Annotated in this window: 26 protein-coding genes and 1 pseudogene; 14 read left to right on the plus strand and 13 right to left on the minus strand. The window is 64.6% G+C overall.

The window, feature by feature from the left end; genetic code table 11:
• Positions 1 to 23: 23 nt before the first annotated feature.
• From BJ970_RS17075 to BJ970_RS17085, 3 genes are all read right to left on the minus strand, one after another.
• A complete protein-coding gene (locus BJ970_RS17075; RefSeq protein WP_312864285.1) occupies positions 24 to 683 on the minus strand; it encodes an SAF domain-containing protein in 660 nt (219 codons plus the stop codon).
• A gap of 186 nt (positions 684 to 869) precedes the next feature.
• Entirely contained in the window at positions 870 to 1,796 is a 927-nt protein-coding gene (locus tag BJ970_RS17080; protein WP_312864286.1) for a hypothetical protein, read from the minus strand.
• An 83-nt stretch (positions 1,797 to 1,879) separates the two neighbouring features.
• A complete protein-coding gene (locus BJ970_RS17085) occupies positions 1,880 to 2,473 on the minus strand; it encodes a hypothetical protein (RefSeq protein ID WP_312864287.1) in 594 nt (197 codons plus the stop codon).
• A gap of 301 nt (positions 2,474 to 2,774) precedes the next feature.
• Here BJ970_RS17085 and BJ970_RS37900 point away from each other — a divergent pair, with 301 nt between their 5' ends.
• Positions 2,775 to 3,404 (plus strand): prepilin peptidase, encoded by a 630-nt coding sequence (locus BJ970_RS37900; protein WP_184727174.1) that lies wholly within the window; start codon positions 2,775 to 2,777, stop codon positions 3,402 to 3,404.
• Between the two features lie 613 nt (positions 3,405 to 4,017).
• Here the strand turns inward: BJ970_RS37900 and BJ970_RS17095 are convergent.
• Together BJ970_RS17095 and BJ970_RS17100 are read right to left on the minus strand one after the other, a co-directional pair.
• Positions 4,018 to 5,046, minus strand: coding sequence for a diguanylate cyclase (locus BJ970_RS17095; RefSeq protein WP_184727175.1), 1,029 nt, complete (start codon positions 5,044 to 5,046; stop codon positions 4,018 to 4,020).
• Positions 5,046 to 5,855, minus strand: coding sequence for a CpaE/TadZ family protein (locus BJ970_RS17100; protein ID WP_184727176.1), 810 nt, complete (start codon positions 5,853 to 5,855; stop codon positions 5,046 to 5,048). The genes BJ970_RS17095 and BJ970_RS17100 overlap by 1 nt, the downstream gene beginning before the upstream one ends.
• Before the next feature lie 594 nt (positions 5,856 to 6,449).
• On the opposite strand from BJ970_RS17100, the gene BJ970_RS17105 reads away from it, so the two are divergent.
• The 4 genes from BJ970_RS17105 (at position 6,450) to BJ970_RS17120 (ending at position 9,463) form a co-directional block, all read left to right on the plus strand.
• The gene (locus BJ970_RS17105; RefSeq protein WP_184727177.1) at positions 6,450 to 6,857 is read left to right on the plus strand and encodes a helix-turn-helix domain-containing protein; all 408 of its coding nucleotides are present in this window, start codon (positions 6,450 to 6,452) and stop codon (positions 6,855 to 6,857) included.
• 137 nt (positions 6,858 to 6,994) lie between these two features.
• The gene (locus BJ970_RS17110; RefSeq protein WP_312864288.1) at positions 6,995 to 7,816 is read left to right on the plus strand and encodes an alpha/beta fold hydrolase; all 822 of its coding nucleotides are present in this window, start codon (positions 6,995 to 6,997) and stop codon (positions 7,814 to 7,816) included.
• On the plus strand, positions 7,806 to 8,348 hold the full coding sequence (locus BJ970_RS17115; RefSeq protein ID WP_184727179.1) for a hypothetical protein: 543 nt from the start codon (positions 7,806 to 7,808) through the stop codon (positions 8,346 to 8,348). The genes BJ970_RS17110 and BJ970_RS17115 overlap by 11 nt, the downstream gene beginning before the upstream one ends.
• Positions 8,348 to 9,463 (plus strand): MAB_1171c family putative transporter, encoded by a 1,116-nt coding sequence (locus BJ970_RS17120; protein ID WP_184729168.1) that lies wholly within the window; start codon positions 8,348 to 8,350, stop codon positions 9,461 to 9,463. Before BJ970_RS17115 ends, BJ970_RS17120 begins: the two co-directional genes overlap by 1 nt.
• A gap of 121 nt (positions 9,464 to 9,584) precedes the next feature.
• On the opposite strand, the gene BJ970_RS17125 is transcribed toward BJ970_RS17120, so the two are convergent.
• Both BJ970_RS17125 and BJ970_RS17130 read right to left on the minus strand, forming a co-directional pair.
• A complete protein-coding gene (locus BJ970_RS17125; protein ID WP_184727180.1) occupies positions 9,585 to 9,998 on the minus strand; it encodes a DUF397 domain-containing protein in 414 nt (137 codons plus the stop codon).
• Positions 9,998 to 10,870 (minus strand): helix-turn-helix domain-containing protein, encoded by an 873-nt coding sequence (locus BJ970_RS17130; RefSeq protein WP_184727181.1) that lies wholly within the window; start codon positions 10,868 to 10,870, stop codon positions 9,998 to 10,000. The genes BJ970_RS17125 and BJ970_RS17130 overlap by 1 nt, the downstream gene beginning before the upstream one ends.
• A gap of 602 nt (positions 10,871 to 11,472) precedes the next feature.
• Between BJ970_RS17130 and BJ970_RS17135 the strand changes: the two genes are divergently transcribed.
• From BJ970_RS17135 to BJ970_RS17160, 6 genes are all read left to right on the plus strand, one after another.
• Positions 11,473 to 11,952 (plus strand): hypothetical protein, encoded by a 480-nt coding sequence (locus tag BJ970_RS17135; protein WP_184727182.1) that lies wholly within the window; start codon positions 11,473 to 11,475, stop codon positions 11,950 to 11,952.
• Positions 11,897 to 12,400, plus strand: coding sequence for a hypothetical protein (locus tag BJ970_RS17140; protein WP_184727183.1), 504 nt, complete (start codon positions 11,897 to 11,899; stop codon positions 12,398 to 12,400). Before BJ970_RS17135 ends, BJ970_RS17140 begins: the two co-directional genes overlap by 56 nt.
• 148 nt (positions 12,401 to 12,548) lie before the next feature.
• Positions 12,549 to 12,884 (plus strand): hypothetical protein, encoded by a 336-nt coding sequence (locus tag BJ970_RS17145; protein WP_184727184.1) that lies wholly within the window; start codon positions 12,549 to 12,551, stop codon positions 12,882 to 12,884.
• A 41-nt stretch (positions 12,885 to 12,925) separates the two neighbouring features.
• Positions 12,926 to 13,384: a hypothetical protein gene (locus tag BJ970_RS17150; protein WP_312864289.1), complete on the plus strand. Its 459-nt coding sequence runs from the start codon at positions 12,926 to 12,928 to the stop codon at positions 13,382 to 13,384.
• A complete protein-coding gene (locus tag BJ970_RS17155; protein WP_184727185.1) occupies positions 13,384 to 13,695 on the plus strand; it encodes a hypothetical protein in 312 nt (103 codons plus the stop codon). Before BJ970_RS17150 ends, BJ970_RS17155 begins: the two co-directional genes overlap by 1 nt.
• 250 nt (positions 13,696 to 13,945) lie before the next feature.
• Positions 13,946 to 14,161, plus strand: a complete 216-nt coding sequence (locus tag BJ970_RS17160; RefSeq protein WP_184727186.1) for a hypothetical protein — start codon at positions 13,946 to 13,948, stop codon at positions 14,159 to 14,161.
• Positions 14,162 to 14,295: 134 nt separating this feature from the next.
• Here the strand turns inward: BJ970_RS17160 and BJ970_RS37020 are convergent, their stop codons facing one another.
• The 6 genes and pseudogenes from BJ970_RS37020 to BJ970_RS17180 form a co-directional block, all read right to left on the minus strand.
• Entirely contained in the window at positions 14,296 to 14,457 is a 162-nt protein-coding gene (locus BJ970_RS37020; RefSeq protein WP_221468272.1) for a hypothetical protein, read from the minus strand.
• A 6-nt stretch (positions 14,458 to 14,463) separates the two neighbouring features.
• Positions 14,464 to 14,571: pseudogene (locus BJ970_RS39995) on the minus strand (hypothetical protein); the annotation flags it as partial.
• The gene (locus BJ970_RS37025) at positions 14,523 to 15,143 is read right to left on the minus strand and encodes a GAD domain-containing protein (protein ID WP_312864452.1); all 621 of its coding nucleotides are present in this window, start codon (positions 15,141 to 15,143) and stop codon (positions 14,523 to 14,525) included. The gene BJ970_RS37025 and the pseudogene BJ970_RS39995, both read right to left, overlap by 49 nt.
• A 362-nt stretch (positions 15,144 to 15,505) precedes the next feature.
• Positions 15,506 to 16,360, minus strand: coding sequence for a helix-turn-helix domain-containing protein (locus BJ970_RS17170; protein ID WP_184727187.1), 855 nt, complete (start codon positions 16,358 to 16,360; stop codon positions 15,506 to 15,508).
• A gap of 12 nt (positions 16,361 to 16,372) precedes the next feature.
• Positions 16,373 to 16,906 (minus strand): DUF6879 family protein, encoded by a 534-nt coding sequence (locus BJ970_RS17175; protein ID WP_184727188.1) that lies wholly within the window; start codon positions 16,904 to 16,906, stop codon positions 16,373 to 16,375.
• Positions 16,887 to 17,216 (minus strand): hypothetical protein, encoded by a 330-nt coding sequence (locus tag BJ970_RS17180; protein ID WP_184727189.1) that lies wholly within the window; start codon positions 17,214 to 17,216, stop codon positions 16,887 to 16,889. The genes BJ970_RS17175 and BJ970_RS17180 overlap by 20 nt, the downstream gene beginning before the upstream one ends.
• Positions 17,217 to 17,462: 246 nt before the next feature.
• On the opposite strand from BJ970_RS17180, the gene BJ970_RS17185 reads away from it, so the two are divergent.
• The 3 genes from BJ970_RS17185 (at position 17,463) to BJ970_RS17195 (ending at position 19,831) form a co-directional block, all read left to right on the plus strand.
• Positions 17,463 to 17,822, plus strand: coding sequence for a hypothetical protein (locus tag BJ970_RS17185; RefSeq protein ID WP_184727190.1), 360 nt, complete (start codon positions 17,463 to 17,465; stop codon positions 17,820 to 17,822).
• Positions 17,823 to 18,345: 523 nt separating this feature from the next.
• Positions 18,346 to 19,611, plus strand: coding sequence for a methyltransferase, FxLD system (gene fxlM / locus BJ970_RS17190; RefSeq protein WP_312864290.1), 1,266 nt, complete (start codon positions 18,346 to 18,348; stop codon positions 19,609 to 19,611).
• A gap of 25 nt (positions 19,612 to 19,636) precedes the next feature.
• Positions 19,637 to 19,831, plus strand: a complete 195-nt coding sequence (locus BJ970_RS17195; RefSeq protein ID WP_312864291.1) for an FxLD family lanthipeptide — start codon at positions 19,637 to 19,639, stop codon at positions 19,829 to 19,831.
• The last annotated feature ends 34 nt before the right edge of the window (positions 19,832 to 19,865 follow it).

Genomic DNA, 19,865 nt, shown 5'->3' on the forward strand with positions numbered 1-19,865 from the left:
GAGACTGCAGACGGCCACCAACATCACCGTCCACCTCCCCCGGAGAGCATCACGACCGACAGCTGCCCCGCCGGCACCGCGGCGACCTGGCGGGCGGCGGCCTCACCAAGTTGCACCGACACGACCGTGGTCTGCTCATTGGCCCGCGCGGTCACACTGGTGACGGTGGCCGGCCACCCCGAGGAAGCGTCCTGCACCGACGGGGGCGTGCTGGCCGAGCCCGTGGTCGAGCCGGGCACGAACACCACCGCCACCCGCGCCCCGGGTGCCAGCTCGGGTGGGAACTGGCCGGCCTTCAACGCCAGCGCGGCGACGGCCTGCCCCGGGCCGGGAACCCGCCCTGCCCCGAGAACGTCGGGGGTCAGCAACGACCCGGCGGGCAAGCTGGTCGCCAACGTTTGACCGACCACAGTGGACGCCTGTGTAGCAGGCATCGTGGTCACACCGGCATCGGTTGAGATGTTCACCTCACGCACATCCTGGGGCGACAGGACATGACCGACCGCCACGGGGCGGGCCAGCGCCAGCACGGAGCGGCGGTCACCGACGTTCAGCGACCACATGACCACCCCCGCCGCGCAGGCCAGCACCAACAGAGCCCCGAGCAGCAGGTGCGGAATGCTGCGTCGCCGTCCACTGCCCCGCAGCCGCGAACCGGTACCCGAGGTCTTCCGGTTGTTCACCCACGATCCGCTCGCCGGTGGCGTCGCGGGGCGCTCGGTGTCAGGTGAAGTAGTGCTGGATGGGTTCACCGGGTGCCTCCAGACATAGGGGTCCAAGGCCGCGTCACTGGAGTTGATCAGCGAGCGGACAAAAAGGACTGCGTGTGTGTTGTGTGGTCGACCTCGGAGACGAGCCCGAGGTGTGGGTCAGCCGCCGGTGCCCAGTGCCTGGGATTCAGCGACCCGGAACGCCGCTGTCGAGCTGGTCGTCATGTCCGGAAAAACCCCGGACTGACCAGCGCCGGACCAGGTGATCCTCCAGTGCACCGTGGAGATCACCGGATACGCCTGATTCGGCTGGCCTGCTGACGAGGCGCGGTAGATATGGCCGCAATCCGGTGAGGCTGCTTTCGGGTCGTTGCCCGCGGAGAACGGGGTTCCTGGGCCTGTGCAGGTCACTGTCCGGCCGTCGCCCATCGACCACGACACCGACGTCGGTGTCGCGACCGCTGTCACCGAGACCCCGGGAACCGACGCGGTCGCTGACCGCTGCCCCCAACTGGCCTGATTCAGCCACAACCAGGTCGGCAGCTGCACGAGCTGATCACCCGCGGGGTTGGCCTGGATCCGCGGCGACGGCAGCCGGAGCTGATTGCGAGCCTGCTCGGCCAACTCCGCCGGCGAGGGCACGGGCGCGCCGGGTTGCCCATCGGGGATCCACACCGGCGGCCGGTACAAAGCATCCGCGAAACCCGGCCGATCGCATCGATAGACGTACCACGCACCCGACGGTCCAGGGGCCTGCGTCAACACCGCCGGTCGAGCAGGCTTGCGCTGGAACACCGCAGGCTGCACCGTGATCGCGCCCGACTCCTGCGGCGGCCGGTAGGCGACCGTGGCCACCCCGTCGACCGGAGGCCGGTAATCACTACGAACGTACGAGCAATGGGCCCCAGGGTTATCGCCGCCGACGATGCCATCGCCGCCGTCGTCCTCGCCGCCCTCGGCCGTGCCATCACCGTCGCCTTGCTGGCCACCAGCCGGTGGGCGGCCCGGGTTGCCGCCGCCAGGGTCGGGCTCGCCTTGACCCGCGCCCAGATCGCATGTGGGGTTGGGGTTCTGGCTGCAATCCACGCTTCCCCAAGGATCTGCGACGGCCGGCACCGTGCTCGCGAACGCGAGAAGGACAACGCCTCCGGCAGTGGTGATCAATCGCCTTAACATGTCCCGACCGCCAAAACGCCGAATTCCGTCACCTTCCACGAGCCGTCCACGGCCTTCTTCACGATCGCGTTGATCTGTCGCCTGCCGCTGGGCCCGTCATTGGCCGGTTGCCCATTGTCGGCGCGGACTCTCCTCCAGTTCGTGGAGTCGCCGCAGTCCGAGATCACGACCTTGGTCGGAGCGCTCGCAGGGTCCGTTGAGGACACTCGAGGATTGAGAACAGGCTGTCCCCGAGAAACAAGCCCGTTGTAATGGTCGGCGTACAGCCCGCGAGAGAGCGTGGAGAGTGCATTTCCGGTCGCGTTCTGCGCCAGCTGCGGAGACTGCCAATCCGACGTGGTAGCGGCATCGGAAAAGTTTCGCCACATGCCCAGATAAGCAGCGACTGCTTGTTCTCGTGCTGCATCGGCCGATGAGATCGACGGTGGCGGCACTTCGGAGGTGGGCGCCGGCGAATCGAGCGCTGGCGAATCCGGGCCCAAAGAACCACCCGAACTGCAGCCTGCCAGAGCCAGAACGAAGAACGCCGCTGTCGCTGCCCCAACTGCTTGGACGCCGACGGGAACTAAGGCTTTGCCCTTGATCACGACTTCACCCCCAGATCAGGAGAGGAGATCATTTTCGCTGGTACGCGATCTGGACTTCAGGTCTACACCGCCCCCCATTGCCGACTTCAAGGTGCGCATGAACGCCTCTTGAGGTGCGTATGGACTATTTGCCCAAAGATCACCCGAATGGACTAGATGTCCTGGGGCAAAAGGCACTGGCAGGTAAGACTGGAGGACACTCCAACGGCCGCATCATCACCGCCGGAGGTGTCATGATCGATACCCACTGTAGTTTTCCCGTACGACGCGCAACGGGGCCGCAACCGTGAATGAGTGGTGGGTGATCGCCGCGTGGAGTCTGCTCGGCGGTGCCGTGGGTGCCGTCATGAGCGGGCCAACCCGTCGACTGCTCGCTGTCCGAGCAGAGGGGCATTCGCTGGTTGCGGCCACGGCCTTCATACCCGCAATGGGAGTCCTTTTTGGACTATTCGCCTGGCGTACGGGTCTTCACGTCGCACTGCTCGCCTACAGCGTGCTGGCCATCGTGTGCGTGCCGCTGGCCGTCATTGATCTTGTGGAACAGCGCATGCCGACCAAGCTGCTGTTGCCCGCTTACCCCGCGTTGGTGTTGCTGTTCGGGCTTGCGACGGTGGTCGACCACGACGCAGCGGCGATGGTGCGCTCGCTGCTGGGAATGACCAGTCTTTTCGTCTTCTACCTGGCCATTGCGCTGGTTGCCACTGGTTCGATGGGCGCGGCCGACGTGCGGCTGGCAGGACTGCTGGGTCTGGCGCTGGCCTGGCAGGGATGGACCACCTTGGCCGCAGGAGCCATCCTCGGCCTGCTTTATGGCGCCCTCGCCGGTGCAGTCCTGATCGCGCTGCGGCGAGCGTCTCGACACACCCCGATCCCATTCGGCCCAGCGCTGATCGCGGGCGCCTTCACTGCGCTGCTGATCCCATTCGACTGATCGCCTGTCAAGCCTGCATCAGCTCACCGGCGAGCGAGCCCACCCGATCAGCGGTCACGATGAGGCTGTCGTGGCGAATACGGCGGGAACGGAGAGGACATGGCACGCAAGAGACCGTTGGACTCGGATGTGCTTCTCAGCGGTGACGAGACGGAGGCACTCCTCGCCCTGCTCTCCGATGTCGCCCAAGGCCACGGGGATGATGAGGGGTCCGTCAGGCAGCAAGCGCAGGGTGGGCGTTGTTGTCCAATCGCATCGTTTCCCAGCACGGCTACGGGACTACCCGCGAGGGTAACCACTACGAGGGGCTCCTCGAGCGCATGCAACATCGCGACCGTCCCTGGCGCACCCGGAAATAGCCACCACTGCTAGTCACCAGTGGAGGCGTGGCTGCGGGGAGGTCGAGGGGAGGTGGGGACTCGACCTCCCCGCAGCCGGTGGGCAGCCGACCCGTTCGGGGGGTGACGAGTCGACTGCGGGGACGTGGTCTCTGGTAGCCGATACCGCGGCACAGGATGTTTCAGGCGCGCACCCCAAGTTCCTTTCGAAGTCATGATGAAGACCGAGGATCTTGGAGTGCACAAGGAAATTCCGTGCTGGGATTCAGTGCGTGTTACCCGGCGCGGGCCAGCGTGCGTTGCTGAGCCTGGACAATCAGATCCTGGTGCCGGTGGCTCCACAGCACGCCGGGAATGACCGCCTTGAGTAGTTCATGGGCGGCCGGGCTGAGTTCATAGTGCACGGATCGAGGCCAGACGCCCGGTTCTTCCGTGCGGAAGATCAGCCCGTCTCGTTCGAGGCGCCGCAGGGTGCGGTTGAGAATGCTGTCCTGGATGTGCCGAGTTCGCCCTGACCAGCCGTCCACTGCTGTCGAGGTGCGAATGGTGGCCAGTAGATCGGTGTAGCGCCGTGGTCCGGTCGAGAGTGCCAGCAGCACGTCGGGGTTCCACTGTCCGCTCATCATGTGGGAGAAGTTCAGCAGGTGCTGCAAGCAGGTGTTGTGGTCCAGCACGGAGAGGGGCTCGGCCGGCGAGTGATGCTGGATCAGGTGTGCCTCGACGACTGCCTGCTCGTCGGTATCAGACGGGCCTGCAACCGTTCGTACTTGATCACGACCGTGTTGTTTGGCTTGCTGCAGGGCGGAGTCGGCGGCCAGCACAAGCTGCCGGAGCGAACCGAGGTTGTCGGGCGGATGGGTGGTCACCCCGACAGACGCGGAGATCCCGGTCAGCAGGACCCGATCGCCCGAGGTGGCTGTCACCGTCACCGCGAGGTTGCGAACGTCGTGCCGGATTTGTTCGGCCACCCGCACAGGGCGCTGGGCGTCGGCGTGCTTGAGCAGCACGAGGAACTCGTCGCCTCCATGACCGCCATAGCGCCCCACGAGCCCGTCAGCGCCGACAACATTGCGTAGGGCGTGGGCCACGCCGACCAGGACCGCGTCGCCGGCGAGGTGGCCCCAGGTGTCGTTGATGTTCTTGAACCGATCGAGGTCGACCAGTAGCAAGGCCATGTGGTTGCCGGATTCTCGGGATTCGCTCAGGAGTCGGGAGGCGTGGGCGTCCCAGGACCACCGATCGGGCAGACCGGTGAGTTTGTCGACCGCCTCGTGTTGGCATGGTGGATTTCCTGGTCGGGTCATCACGCAGCACCTTTTCTGTTCGGGAACACGGACGGCTGTGTGCGCGAGGCGTGGAGCCTGAGCCGGGTATGAAGTCCGTGGGCGGCCTCGTATGCGGAGCACTGCAGCGGGCAGTGCCGCGGATCGTGATGATGCGGAGTTCCGTCGCTGAACACTCGCGCCTCGGTCGGCTCGTCCGGGAATTCCACTGCGATCGGCAGCCCCATGGTGTGGCTCACTGCGCGGGCTTGCCGGGGCGTGGTCGCGAAGACCGCCAGCGCCAGGCGATCCGTCCGAACCATCTCCCGCAGGGCACATACCACTGGTATTGCTGCATGGACGTGGCGGAGGCTGGGACGCACCGCCAGGAGCACCAGATCTGCCGCCGTGATCAGCGGCCACGGTGTCTCGGGAACCCACCGGCCCGCGTCCACCAGCACATCCGGCCCACCGTCACGGGTGAGATCCCGCGCAGCAGAGGCAATCCGGCGCCATTCGGTCTCGCCGATCGCGGCACCCCGCGCCCGATGCGCCACACCGCCGAGTACTCGAACGTGCCGAGCGCCAGGAACGACTTGGACGTGTCCGGCGAACCCCTCTGCTGGAACGGACGTCAACTGGCGAGTGCTGCGGGCGAAACTCACCACACCTTTGTCGGCGCGAATCCACCCGTCCGCCCACCAAGACCCCAGCCAACCTGGCACCATGTCTCCACCGCTGGGATCGGCATCGGCCACCAGCACTGGGCCTGGCCACATCGTTGCCAACGCCGCGACCGCGGTCGTGACTCCCGGGGATCCCTTCGCTGACAGCATCGTGATCACAGCCACGTCTGCCTCCCTGTGTTCTGTTGGTGTGCGACCGGTGGCCGGGACATAGCCGTCCGCTTGAACCTTCGCGTGAGGAAAGTCCACAGTGGTCCCATCCGGCTTGGTTCCGCCAGGCCCCCTGCGGCGCAACCACGTCGACCAGCAACCGGGCAACCTGCTGTCGGGCTCGCTGGACATCATGGAGGAGTCTGGGAGCCCGCTCCTCCCATGCCCAGCGATCGGCCAACCCAGCAAGCGGGTCCACTGCCCTCAAGACGCAAGCCGCACAAGGTCGATCTTCTTCCACGGAATTCGCCTTCATAGCCACTCCTCCTCCGCTGGTGACTGCCGAACAAATTGGGGGCATCGGTGGTCCCACGAAAAGATCACTCGGCTCTTGTGACAGGCAGGTACCGGGGCCCGCAAGTTTCTGATCTTTTCGCCAGGGAGTCGGCCGACTCCCAAAGCTGTCGGTATGCCTGACGCCTGTTGTCCGATATAGTCGACAACGTAGTACGAACGTAAGGCGCACCGAGCAAGCTGTCAACTCTACCGGACTGTTGATATTGCTGGTCAGGGATGCATGACACAGCCGTGTGAGAGAAGGTGGGGACCGTGGCTGAGCAGAGTGCGGCTGGCGACACATTCGCCGCCAAGCTCCGTCGTCTCTTCAGCAGCGTGAAACGCGAGGACGGGTCGGAATACAGCAAACCGGATGTCGCTGCAGCAGTCGGGGTATCGCGCGGTTACCTCTACGATCTACTCAACGGCAAGTCGGAACCAAGCCACGCAGTGGTAGTGAAGATCGCCGAGTTTTTCGGCGTGGATATGGAGTACTTCACCAACTCGGACCGAGGCCGGGAACTCAACCGCCAACACGAGATCTTGGCTCGCCTTGGCGAACACAACGTGCGACAGCTCGCCGCCCGCGCGAGTCAGCTTTCGCCGGAGAGGCTGCGCAGCGTGATGGAGTACATCGATTTTCAAGCCAGCCAAGACAACAACGGTCCCTCGTCCGGGTGAGGGCATCGATACCCGCGTCGGTCGCGGGTCACACTGGTGGACGTTTTCTGTTCATGAACGGGGACCGCCCGGTAAAGATCGCCAGAAGCAAGGATGAGCAACGGCGAGCCGTTACCGAGGTCCATCAACGAAGCGGGGTGACGGTGCAGATACATCAGCAGGCTGTCAGGGTCCAGGGAGCCGAGCTTTACTGCGAGATGCGTGGTGAGGGCCCACCAGTTCTGATCATCCAGGGTGGCCTGAGCGAGGCCGGTGCTACCGAGCAGCTCGCCGAGGCGTTGGCCCAGCACTATCAAGTGATCTCCTACGACCGCCGCGGCCTTTCCCGCAGCACGGCGTCCACCCCGCCGGCCACGCTGGCTACGCACGCCGACGACGCGGCCACCCTGCTGTCCACCGTGTCTGCGCAGCCGGCCCGCGTGATCGGGCCGAGTATTGGCGCGCTGATCGGGTTGCATCTGGCCGTACGGCACCCCGAGCGGGTGGCGACGCTGGTGGCCCACGAACCACCGATGTCCTCCCTGGTCCGCGACCCGCAGCAGGAGGCGGGGCTGGACGAAGTTGCCGCGCTCGCACGGGCGGACGTCCAGGAGGCGATCCGGCATTTCGTGTCATTGGGCGGCAACGGAGACGGCTCACGTGAGGAGGGGGCTCGCCCGACGCCGCCAGTCGGGGACATCGACGCGAACCTGCGGCACTTCTTCGCCTACGACTTCCCCGCAGTCCGCGACAGCACACTGGATGTCGGTCAGATCGCAGCCGCCTCGCCGACGATCATTCCCACAGGTGGCGCAGAGTCCCGCGGACGGTGGGAATACCGCTGCGCCGAGCAGCTTGCGCACCAGCTAGATCGCAAGCTCATCGAGATGCCCGGGGGGCACAACGGATTGATCAGTCACCCGTGGGCTACCGCTACCGAGCTGAGGTGGCTGTTCACGGAGGCAGAGCATGAAACGTAAGGCCGGAGGATGGCGTAATGATCTGCAACTGCGACGTGGAGTGAAACAAATCCTCCGCGAGCTGAACATCGATTCACCACTCGATGTGCGCGTGCTCTGCGAACGTCTGGGGCAGCAGCGGGGGCGCCCCATCAGGCTCGTTCCGTACCCACTCCCGGTTCCCGGAGTCTTCGGCCTCTGGATCGGCACGGTGGACGTCGATTACATCCTGTACCAGAGGGATACGACGACCGCTCATCAAGAACACATCATTTTGCATGAAGTGGGACACATTATCAGTGGCCACGGCGGCAATGAACATGATTCGGACATATGGAGTCAGCTTTTTCCTGATATTCCTCCTGATATGGTGCGCCGGGCGCTCCGCCGGGACGGTTACGGTCCTGCCTTCGAACGCGAGGCCGAGATGGTAGCAACGGTCATCAAGGAATGGGCCACCCTGCTCGACAGGTTGAAGCTCACTCCCGATCGCAAAACGGATGCCGCTCAGCGGCTGCGAGGCGCATTCGATGATCATCAGGGGTGGCTCTGATGATGGTGCCAAACGTCCTCATGTGGGCAGCGTCCGCCATCGCGGCGGTGTGGAAAATAGCGCAGCTTGTACGGGCCCCACAGGACAAGGGACTCCGTGTTGTGGCGGTCTGCACAGTCCTGGTTTTTATAGCGCTATCCGCGCAACTCGCCATCAGTGTTCCCGTCATGAGCGGACTATTTCCGGAGCAGTCTCCGAAGCTCATTCAGAACGTGATTCTGACGTTTTTCTTCGCGTTGCTGATCGTTCTGCTCCAATCCGCCGCGTCTCCGGAAACGGTAGGCTCCCGCGGCCGTATCGAAGTCGCGCTGGCCCTGCTGACCAGTGGAGCCCTGGTCGCCACGTTCGTCGCAACCAGCCCCGCCGTTCGCGGCGCCAGCTACGAAGACGCAAACGGACATGCCGGTGTGCTGGCGTTCTACCTGCTCGGAAACCTCTACATGAGCTATGCAACCGCTCGCGGTGCCTATCTCGCATGGACCACAGCCGGACAAACCCAATCACGCGCTCGCCTCAGCCTGCGGGTAGCCGCCGCAGGGCTCGTGGTGAACTGCCTCGGAACGCACATGCCGCGCGTGGTGTCCACCTCTGGACGGCTCGCCATTGACAGAGATCCGCTTCCGGGTACGGAAACATGGACGACGCCATTCCTGGCAATCGGCATTGTCGCTTTCTTCCTCGGAATTGGCTACCCCGGGGCCCGGACCGGCATAGTGAAAGCTCGCCTCTGGTTCGAAATGCGCCGTCATTACAGGCAGCTACGTCCATTGTGGATAGCCGTCTGTGGCCAGTTCCCCAACATCGCGCTGTTCCCGCCGACCTCGCCGATCCGCGAGGCGTTCCAGGTCCGTCATATGCGACTCCGCTACTACCGGCGAGTCATCGAGTGCCGCGATGGTCTGGTGTGTCTCAGCCCCTACATCGCCGAGCCCGTCGACTCCGCCACATCCCCTGCACAACAAGCCGAGCTGGTGCGCGACGCGCTCGCGCGTAGTTCGCAGGGAAGGGAACCGGTGTCAGCCGCATCCGTGATTGCCGCCCCGGCAGTCCCAGGGATGGACGCAGATACAAACGAACTACTCGTGCTGTCCCAAACACTCGATCGCCTCACCTGAACTGGGAGGCGAGCCCCATGGACGCAGAACCTCGTCGACGGTCAGAAGCGAACAAGATGCCACGCCCGGCCGATACCTTCGACGAGGCCGAACCTCTTGGAAGAGCGGCGAGCAGCTCTCGTTATCGCGAGCAGACCATCATGCTGTCGCGGCCGGGGTGGTCGAACTCGCCAGCTCGGACCCCGGCGAGGTACTTCTGCCACTCGACCTCGGTGTAGATCAGAGCTGTCCTGTCCTCGATCGCCCGCAGAACCACGGTCCCGTCAGGGGAGTGTTCGATGCTCAACACGCCGTTCGTGCCTGGGGTGGCGCGTCCGGTGATTTCGTCGAGCAGCGCGCCCCACTGGTCTGCAGTGACAGTGATGATCGGTTCCTGGGCGAGGTCGTTAGCTGGGTCGCGTCGGTACTTGCTGTCTCGCACCGAGACGAGATCGCCATCGAATCTGACCTCGACGCACGACTGTGAGGGGCTACTGAAGCTGCTCTTGAACCAGCCGGTTCGCGCGTGGAGTGGGGTCGAGGTCGTGTCACTCATCAGATTTGCTCCATCTGCTTGTAGATCCGCTCGATGATCTCACGCGAGGCTGCTTCGTCGAGCGCCCGTTCGAAGGCTTCCGCGAAGCTGGCGGTGGACTCGAGTATGACCTGGCGTTTGTCGACGATGCCGCCGCTGACTGCGGTTTCTTGCCAGACCAGATCGCCCAGATGTGGCGATGGGAAAGACAGGATCGTCAGCGCTGCGCCGATGAGAGGATGCGCACCTATGCCAAAGGGCATGACGCGGATGCGGACGTGGTTGCTCTTGGTCTCGCTTGTCTCGATCAGATGCTCCAATTGCCGGCGCATGACCGCGGCACCGCCAACTTCTTGCCGAAGAGCGGCCTCGCCGAGGACAACTGTGAGCTGAACCGGTGACGGCTCATCGAGACAAGCTTGCCGGGCGAGTCGTGTCTCCAGACGCGGTCCGACGTCCACGGGCTTGATGTAGGGCGTGCCCGCCCGGATCATCGCTCGCGCGTAGTCCGCGGTCTGCAGCAGGCCCGGGATGATGTCGGGGGCGTATTCCCGGATGTGATCGGCGCCAGCTTCCAGGCCCAGCAGGCGCAGGAACTCGTCGGAGTACAGGTGGTTGTAGTCGTGCCACCAGCCCCGTTGGTCGGTCTGGTCGCGGAGCGCGTCGAGGTCAGCGAGGTCGTCGTCCGGGAGTTCGTAGACCTTGGCCAGCTCCGAGAGCTTTGCCGCGGTGAGTCGGCGTTTGCCGGCTTCGATCGCCGACAGGTTGGAGCCGCCGATACCGGTGGTCTTACCGACAGAGCTGGCTGTGAGCCCGAGTTGCTCTCGATGTTCCCGCAGGCGAACGCCCAGTTCCCAAGCCTGCACGGTGCTGGACGTCGAGCTCTGAACCATCTGCCCTGCACTCCTTCGCGATCCGTGTCGCGCGATCCCAGTCGACTACAGGCTCAGGATACGCGATCAGCAGGATAAGTACACCCAGTTGGCGTATGCCGTCATGATAACTATCAACGTAATCTGTTGATTATCGCGATCGAATGACGATCAGACCAGGTTTGTTCGTGAGCGTATCTGCCGCAGTGGCAGCTTTTCACTCAGGTACGGGACCGTTCCTGAGCCGGGAGGTGAATCGCAGTGAACGGAACCAGCCTCACGGCGGCCAGCCTGGCGCCACGGGTCACTCCGACCAGGAGCGGGTGGTCCGAACATCGCCGTGGTCACCGCGCCCGGCTCGTTTCCGAATGCGATCACCGCGCGACCGGCGATCGTGCCGCTGGCCAGCCCCGCGGACACCAGCCCGGTGCGCTCCCACGGCCACGCTGCGCTCACTGCAACCGTGCGCGGCGCCAGCGCAGGGGTGGCCACGTCGAGCGCACTTTCCCGCCGACCCGTACGACCAGGACCGGCCAGCTCCCCCTCCGGCTAGCCGGGCGCCGCGACCCCAGCGCGGCGTCGTACGGGTCGGCCTCATCTCAACTGAGAGGTGGTGATCTGTCATGACCAAGCACCGACGGACCACGCCGCTACTGCGCCTGATGGCCCGGCTGAAGTGGCAACGTGAACCCAACCTGTGGACGGTGCGCTGCCGCGATAGTCGCGGACGACGCGCACGTTTACACCTTCACCTGACCACGGCAGGACTCACCATCACACCGTCCGCGCCGGGCCCGTGGACTCTGACGCCCCTGGACGCCGGACGTCTCCGCGCAGCGGTGCGCGACGTGCTGCTCAGCCTCGATCGGCTCTCCGGCGGCGAACACGAGCACGTCATGGCCCGCACGCAGTCCGCGAATTCCACAACGCCGACAAACGCGCCCCGTGTCCGCGACAAAGTCCGACTCGATCCGCCCGCTCGCCCCACCGTGAGCGAGATCGCTTCCCGTCTCGCTTCCCCGGCGACACACACCTTGGAGGCCAACGATGACCACCACGACAACCCCGCCCGCCACGTCAACGGCACCGCAGTGGCTGCGTGACCTCGCCGCAGCGCGAACCCGCTACGAAGAACTCGTCGGCTGGCCAGTCACAGTCGAAGTCCAGCCGCGTCGGCTGACCGTGCCGGTGGGCGAGGTGCTGGACGCCCTCACCATGCCCGCGCCGCTCGGACACGCCGTGCAGTCCGAATTGCGGCTCATGATGCTGGCCGGGCCGGTCATCGCCGGTCCAGGCCACGATTGGTGGACCTTCCTCACCGAACCCACCGACGCCTCACGGCCCGAGGTGCCCGCCGAATTGCACCGCTGGAAGCTCCGCCCCACGCCCCGCGGCGCTCACGTGATCCTCCCGGCGCTGGCCACCACAGAGGACAAGACTCCACAGTGGATCGGATCGCCGCGTTCCCACACCGCACTTCCACCGTGGCACGCCGTCATTGGTGCGACACGACGCGCCCTCTCTCACCTGGATTCCGGCACCAACCCGTAGCAGTGCTTGTCGCCACCCCAGGGAAGGCGGCGTTGTGCAAGTAGGGAGCCAGCCATGAATGACACCACGGTCATCATCGCGCAGGCGATCGCGCCAACCGCGGATTCCAGTAGCTCGACGCGGTGTTCTTCGCAGCGGGTGGTAGCCCATGGTGGCGCGCGAGGATTGCGAGTTCTTGGCACGCGTGGCACGCATCAACCGCGCGCTCGCTGCCAGCGCACTGGCTCTGGTCAACGGAGAACTGGACGCCATCGCTAGCAACGAACTCGGTACCGAGCTGATCGCTATCGGCCACGAATACGTCCGCCGTTCCCAGTCCCAACACCCCGCCGGCCGCGCTGCTGGCGTGATCGAGAGGAAGAAGTGTCCATATCAGACAATCCACAAAGGATTCTCTTTGTATCACTTGGTAAGCCAAAAATTCGACTCACCAAGCACGGGCGTGACCGGCTACAGCGAGCACGCAAGATCCACAAGACGGTAGCCCATCGCTGGTCAGCCCCACGCTCGGGGATGGAGGCAGACATGACTACGGCTATGCCACGATCGCCGGGAGCGGAGACCACCGGTGACCAGGATGAGGACCGTCACCCGCTGGACGCGCACGTACAGGACCCCTCGGGCATGACGCCGCTGTGCGGTGCGGACATGTTCGCCGCGATTGTGGACGGCATGGTGGCCGACTTCGCGCCTCGCGTGTTCGCCGTGGTGCAGGAGTACGGCGACCGCGTGGACGCCCGGATCGCCGCGTGGGGGATTGCCTTCGACGACCACGCCGAAGTCGTGGGAGTGGACGGCGGACTGCGGATGAGCTTGCAAACGCCGGAGAATGCGCTCCGTGGCTTCACCTGGGGTAGCCACATCACTGCTCGCCTGGTCTGGGTCAATCCGGGCGCCGCGACTCCAGCCAACGACGCTGAGTTTCTGCGTCGATCGCACAACATCCGAAGCCTCAACCGCGCGCGACGCGAGCGGGGTGGCTGATGTTCTTGACTGAGCTAAACAAGTCCGTGCGTCGGCGACTCGATGATCTAGCCAATATCGCGGCCAACGGCGACGACCACGCCGTGACCGAGGTCGCCCGTTCGGAGATGCCGCACCTAGTGGAGGCCGTGCGCCGGTTGATGGCCGAGCACGAGCCCAACGAGCGTGGCGAGTGCCCTGCCTGCTCGCGCCTTCTGCAGCGCTGGCGACGCCCGCTGCGACGCCCGAAGTCCCCGTGCCGGGTCTACCTCGCCGCGCGGTGGGCGCTGTTCAACGAAAGCCCGTCCGCGGCCCGTCGAGCCGCCGGGTGACGTGCCCCAAGCTGGCTCGGCTTCCCGTTCCTTCCGCTGGCTCCCCGACCAGCGTGGGAGCCGAGCCGCCCGGTCCGACGGCGCACCGTTCCCGTCATCGCCCCGACCAGTGGCGGGAATCCCCGAACGATGCGCCGTCGGCCGGGCTTCCCCGAACGGAGGCTGTGATGGCAACGATCCTCTTGATCGTCTTGCTCGGCGTCGCCGCGCTGCGGTGTGCCTACTGGCTGATCTACGACCGGCCCTCGCCATGACCCGCAAACCACAGGCCATATGGCTGCCTGGGCAGTTCCGCAAGCTGCTGCACTGCGTCCCGGACGAGGCCAACGTGCTGCGCTTCCGCCACCTCGTCTTGCCCTGGTCTTCCTGTGGTGTGCCCACGCTGCCGTGGAGTGGCCCACTGCCCGACTACCCGTACTGCCCGCAGTGTCTGGTCGGCTCGACGTGGCTGGTTGCACCGAGCTGACCACGCGCTGGGCGAGGTGTGTGACGGTCAGGTAACCGAGCTGTGCAAAGGTCCTGCTGCCGCTGCCGGTCAGCGCGGGTCGTGGCGTCTGAACGCGGAATGGCGTGCTCGAGTTCGGTGAGCGAGCGCTGCTCCTAGTGTTCCTTGGTACGCGGCGGCTTGCGGTTACTGAGGTGGAGTTCTTTGAGCCGGTCCTCGGTCACCTCGCTCGGCGCACCCATGAGCAGGTCCTGTGCGTTTTGGTTGAGCGGGAATGCGGTGGTTTTGCGGATGTTGGGCTCGTCTGCCAGCATCATGACGATTCGGCCTACGCCAGGGGCGATACCAGGGTGGGGCGGCGCACCGTAGTGGAAGGCCCGCATTATGCCGCCGAACTGCCGGTCAGCCCCCTCCTTGGGATAGCCGGCAATCCGGAACGCTTTCGTACATGACGTCGGGGCTGTGATTTCTGATCGCGCCGGACGACAGCCCGACGCCGTTGTAGACGATGTTGTATTGCCACCGAGGATGTCGAGTGGGTCTTGGGTCTGTGCCTCCAGACCACCCTGCGGCATCGAGAAGGAGCTGTGGCTGAAGTCGACCGCGCCGTCCTCACCTTCTCGTACATCGGGAAGTCGACAATCCAGCAGAACCGGTATGCATTCTCCTCGAAGAGGTCGGCTCGCTTGGCTGCCTCGACACGGACCTTGCTCATCACCTTGGCGACGTCCTCCTCGTCACCCGCGCCGAAGAAGACCGCCGTCCCTGGTTCGCCCGTGGTCTCGGAGACAAGCTGCTGTGCGTCGTCCTCGGTGAGGAACTTGGCGACCGGGGCGGTGAGCTTGCCGTTGTCATCGACTCGAATCCACGCCAGAGGCGTCGTCTCGATGGCGAACGCCTGCATCTGGTCAAAGAACGAACGTGGCTTGTCGCCGCAGCCGGGAACCGAAAGGGCACGAACGTGTTTGCTGGCGAAGGCGCGGAATTCGCTGTCGGCGAAGATGTGGGAGAGACGTCAACGAGTTCGAGCCTGGCACGGATTTCGTCGATCACGACGGGATGCATTGCCACGGTTGCCATTCAGGAATGCCGAGCGCGGTCGCCCTCTCCCATGACCGGGTCTGCCCTCGGCGATACTGTGGAGCGGGCATCCCGAACGCCTCGTTCGGTTGCTGCTGGGCGCGGTGTTGCTCTTGCTCTTCTGCGGGGCGCTGTACGCGCGGTGGCAGATCACCGCCGCAGGCGGTCAGCCAGCTGAGGTTAACGAGCGGCTGGAGGGCCATTTCGTGGCCTCGCCTGTGAGAGGCGTGGCGCGGTGGAAGATGTCGAACTGTCGCCCGCGCAGACTAGTCCTTATGTTGTCGCCTACTCATCCAGGTTCTGCTGCGTGTAGAGGCGGTCGAGCGCATTGGTGATGAGTGTCCGTGCCGCTGAGCCGGTGACCGCCTGTTCTGAGAGTTGTTGGAAGGCTTTGTTGTAGAGCGCGACTTCTCGCGGTTGACTGATGCTCAGCTCAGCGGAGACCGTTTCGATGTGGACAAGTCGGTTGTCGAAGATGATGAACTGATTGGTGGGTACGCGGTACTCAGCCTGATTCGGGATGATGCCGAAGGCGACTCGTGGCAGCGACATGACGGCCAGAAGCCGGTCGAGCTGGCCAATCATGGTTTCCACGCTGCCCACCATCGTGTTCAGCGCCTGTTGGGCGAGGATGAAGTGGAACCTGTGATCACCTCGGTATAGAATGGTCTGGCGTTCCATTCGCTCGGCGACGCCGGCTTCGAGGTCGTTGGGAATGTCGTAGAATCCGATCACTCGACGCATGACTTCGCTGGCGTATTCTGCTGTTTGCAGTATTCCAGGAACGAGAACCGGTTCGTACCACCGCATCAGTTTCGTGTCGGACTCTAGCCGTCGTGAAGCGTTTTGGCGGCGTTTCGTTCCGGCGCTGAGCATGCGCCGCCATTCCACATACATCGATTCGATATTGCGGACGGCGGCAATCAGGTCAGGGATCTGCTTATCGGCCGAGGTCTGCTGGCACCAGACGCGAATGTCGTCTTCGGAGGGCGTTTGCTTGCCGTACTCGATTTTCGAGACTTTCGAGCTGTGCCAACCGGCGAGCCCTGCCAAGCCTCGGCCAGTGAGCCCCGCGTCCTTGCGAAGGTCGCGCAGCTGCTGGCCGAGTGCCTGACGTGCCTGGTGAAGGGAGTGCGTCACGAGGTCCCCGATCTAGGCGGTGACGTACTCGGTCTCCAGGTAGCGACGGTGCGGGATCGCGAGCTCCCAGGCTCGATCGCGCACCGTGCGGCAGTGGTTCACGATGACAGGATCGGTGCTGGCCGCGCCGCCGGCAAACCTGCCACCTGGCTCGAATACCGTGAACACGACGAGTTTGTCGTCGAAGAGCCAGAAGTCATCTGCCGACAACTCGTCTGGGTTGATCAGATGTCGGGGAAGCCATCGGACATCTTCTCCTGCGGCGGTGTTGTGCTCGGCCACGGTGAGCCCCCATCGCGTGTAGTCGCGGTGGGGCACCGTCACCACTCGTGTTCTCCGGATGACACGTCCGGCCTGAGTGGCGTTGCGGACGAGATCGAGCCACGGCTGGAACCACGCGAAGTCGTCGTGCTGGCCGGTGAGGAACAGGTGAAACGGCCCCGATTCCTCCGGCGTGTGGTAGGTGTCCTGGACTTCAAGGTGGAACGCGTCGTGCTCGAAATCGCGGAAGAGCGCGTCGAACGCTTCACCCTGTAGTAGCTCCACTGACCCAAACCTCCTTGTTTTTCGGGACCTCGACGCAGGTTTCGTGTCCCGGGATGTCCATCTGAGCCAACGCCTCGGCGTCGATCACTGGTTCGCCGGTGAGGATGAAGCTCCCGCGGCCGGTGTCGTCGAGGTGCGCGCCCAGGCATTTCCCCTTCTCGACGTGTCCAAGTAGGCGGTGGGGAATCTCGACCCGTGTCGGGTGCCCGTTGACCTTCCACCCCTGCACGACGTATGTGCCGTGGTCGGTCGCGTACAAAGTCGGTGAGCCACCACCCTGCGTCTCCTTGCCGAGGAACGTTAGCTGCATGACTACCCCTTCCACCAGGGACGTGCGGCAGTTTGCTTGAACGGATAGATAGTGGCTTCACCTGCGACGATCCGTCAACAACTTACCGCAAGAGAAGGAGGTCTTCGAGCAAACTGGAGCAAACTTCTGGTCTCTTCTCATAGCTGGGCCGTAGCGTCTCTGTCAGTCGTGTTGATCAGTTGACGTGGCCTGGAACCGGTGCCCCCATCTTCGGCAGGGTCGCCGCTTCGACCTCAAGGAAGCGACATGCACGGGACATCCATTGACGAGGAAGCACCACACATCGCCGCGATTCGGCGCAGCATGGATGAAGGCTTCCAGTTCCTCCACCTGCCCGACCTCGAACGCCAGGAACTCGCCGCCATCTACGCCGAGCGTCAGTACGGCGGGGTCGTGGAGAGCTACACGATCCGGGACACCGACAAAGCCATCGCTGCCCGATTCCGAGTGGAGGACTACCCCGACGGCGACCCGTTGTGGCAGGCGCACGGAGCGGTTGAGGAGGTCATCACTGCGTTGCTGGAGCTGCCGCCGCCCGACACGCCCGCCGCGCCGAGCCGAACCCGTCGGCCGTCGAGTGCTCTGTGGGTTCCGGGTGCGGGATAGTGCCGGACTCGGCCGAGGCTTGGCCTGGCCTTTTCACCGGATACCTGGTCCATCGCGTGCGCCATGCCAATTCACGACGCCTCTACGCCGCCCTGCGCTACTTCGGGCTTGCAGACTGTGGCGCCGCCTGTGTTCCTGCGCCGCCACGCCCGAGTCAGCGGTACTGCCCCACCTGTTGGTTGCAGGGCAGTCCAGTCGACCGGCGATCGACGATCACGAGCCAGCGGAACGTCGCCGCACGAACGCCCGTCGACGGCGGTACGCAGGCCACGTAGGGCTACGTCTCGTGCTGGTCACCGGTTTCCGTCGTGAGTCCCACCGAAAACCGTCCTGGGAGAGTATCCGTGTGAACACTTTCCGTGATGGGAGAGTCGCCGTGGCTGACTCGCCCGCTCAGGCCGCACGTGGGTCTCCATTCCTAGCGCTGACCAATGGAGTGATCGGGCTGGGCCGGGGCGATCAGATAGAGCGTCAACGTCGATTCAGTCCTGGAAATGACTGCGGCAATAGATGGAGTAACCAGGTGAATTCACTTCGTGAGATGAAAGCGGATTCTGCTAGCGATGCCTCGCGGGCCGAGGCTCTGCGGGAGGAAATGATCGGCAAGCTCTGGGAGATGGGGGCGATCCGAAGCGATCGGGTCGCCGAGGTTTTCCGCGCGGTTGACCGGCGTTGGTACACGCTGGACACACCGTTGGAAGAGGTCTATGACCCGATGGGCGCCGTGCATGTGAAGTGGGACGAGCACGGTGTGCCGGTCAGTACGGTCTCCTCGCCGCAGCTTCAAGCCGGCATGCTGGAGCAGGCCGACATCCGCCCCGGCATGAATGTGCTGGAGATCGGGTCGGGCGGTGTGAATGCCGCGATGATGAGCTGGCTGGCCGGGCCGGGCGGAACGACCACCACTGTGGACATTGACCCCGATGTGACCGACCGCGCCCGCAGCCTGCTGGATCAGACCGGCTACTCGGGTGTGAACGTGGTGACCGCGGATGCGGAGAACGGCGTGCCGACGCACGCACCTTACGACCGGATCATCGTCACGGTCGGAGCGTGGGACATCCCGCCTGCATGGCTCGACCAACTCGCGCCGGAGGGCTGCATCGTGGTTCCTCTGCGAATGCGGGGCTTGACCCGCTCGTTGGCCCTGGAAAGGACCGGCGACCACCTGGAAAGCCAATCCGCCGACGTGTGCGGTTTTGTCAAGATGCAGGGCGCGGGAGCCAACGCGGAACAGTTGCTGTCCCTGCGCGACGAGAAAGTCCTGGTCCGCTTCGACGACGGTTGGCCCGGAGACCAGCCGCCCAAGTTGGACGGCGTGCTCGACACCTCGCGCGTCGATGTGTGGTCTGGCGTGACCATCGCCGGCACCGAGTCGTTCGACACTCTCCAGCTCTGGCTGGCCACCGTGTTCACCGGATTCGGTCGTCTGGCGGCTGAGGCCAGTCAGAAGGAAGCGCTGGTCGATCCCGACGTGATGTGGTTCGACCCGACAGCGGTCCAGGACGACTCCGTTGCCTACCTGACCGCGCGCCGTGCAGGGCCGGGGGTCTCCGAGTTCGGGGTGCACGCGTTCGGCCCGCACGCTGGCGTGCTGGCGGAGGCGATGGCCGAACAAGTGCGCGTCTGGGGCCACGATCAGCGCCACGGTCCGGGACCCGCGTTCGCGGTGTGGCCGAAGGACGCTCCCGCCGAGCGTCTGCCCGAAGGACTCGTCATTGACAAGCGGCACTGCCGCGTCACGGTCTCCTGGCCCACAGCTAATACCGCCGAGGACCAGGGAAATTGAGGAACAACATAAGGAGAGTGATCACGTGCCTCTGTCACTGGCACTAGCCGACGGGATTGACACGGCACCGGCCCCTGAGACCGACGAGTTCACGCTCGATGTGAGCGTGGTGGAGGCGAGCCTGCCGTTGGCGAAGATGTCGTGCGACACCAGCGACAACTGCGGCGGGACGACCTGCGGCAGTGCTTGCACCAGCCAGGTCGCCCAGAACCCGTTCTGATTTCCCTTCCTCCCAATAAGAATGTCTGATGCAG

The organism is Saccharopolyspora phatthalungensis, assembly GCF_014203395.1.
Lineage (GTDB): Bacteria > Actinomycetota > Actinomycetes > Mycobacteriales > Pseudonocardiaceae > Saccharopolyspora > Saccharopolyspora phatthalungensis.

Coding starts and splice junctions, on each gene's coding strand:
- BJ970_RS17095 (WP_184727175.1), bottom strand. CDS start 5,046: ATGACCCGACCAGGAAATCCACCATGCCAACACGAGGCGGTCGACAAA.
- BJ970_RS17115 (WP_184727179.1), top strand. CDS start 7,806: ATGAAACGTAAGGCCGGAGGATGGCGTAATGATCTGCAACTGCGACGT.
- BJ970_RS17120 (WP_184729168.1), top strand. CDS start 8,348: ATGATGGTGCCAAACGTCCTCATGTGGGCAGCGTCCGCCATCGCGGCG.
- BJ970_RS17125 (WP_184727180.1), bottom strand. CDS start 9,998: ATGAGTGACACGACCTCGACCCCACTCCACGCGCGAACCGGCTGGTTC.
- BJ970_RS17130 (WP_184727181.1), bottom strand. CDS start 10,870: ATGGTTCAGAGCTCGACGTCCAGCACCGTGCAGGCTTGGGAACTGGGC.
- BJ970_RS17135 (WP_184727182.1), top strand. CDS start 11,473: ATGACCAAGCACCGACGGACCACGCCGCTACTGCGCCTGATGGCCCGG.
- BJ970_RS17140 (WP_184727183.1), top strand. CDS start 11,897: ATGACCACCACGACAACCCCGCCCGCCACGTCAACGGCACCGCAGTGG.
- BJ970_RS17145 (WP_184727184.1), top strand. CDS start 12,549: ATGGTGGCGCGCGAGGATTGCGAGTTCTTGGCACGCGTGGCACGCATC.
- BJ970_RS17150 (WP_312864289.1), top strand. CDS start 12,926: ATGACTACGGCTATGCCACGATCGCCGGGAGCGGAGACCACCGGTGAC.
- BJ970_RS17155 (WP_184727185.1), top strand. CDS start 13,384: ATGTTCTTGACTGAGCTAAACAAGTCCGTGCGTCGGCGACTCGATGAT.
- BJ970_RS17160 (WP_184727186.1), top strand. CDS start 13,946: ATGACCCGCAAACCACAGGCCATATGGCTGCCTGGGCAGTTCCGCAAG.
- BJ970_RS37020 (WP_221468272.1), bottom strand. CDS start 14,457: ATGATGCTGGCAGACGAGCCCAACATCCGCAAAACCACCGCATTCCCG.
- BJ970_RS17180 (WP_184727189.1), bottom strand. CDS start 17,216: ATGCAGCTAACGTTCCTCGGCAAGGAGACGCAGGGTGGTGGCTCACCG.
- BJ970_RS17185 (WP_184727190.1), top strand. CDS start 17,463: ATGCACGGGACATCCATTGACGAGGAAGCACCACACATCGCCGCGATT.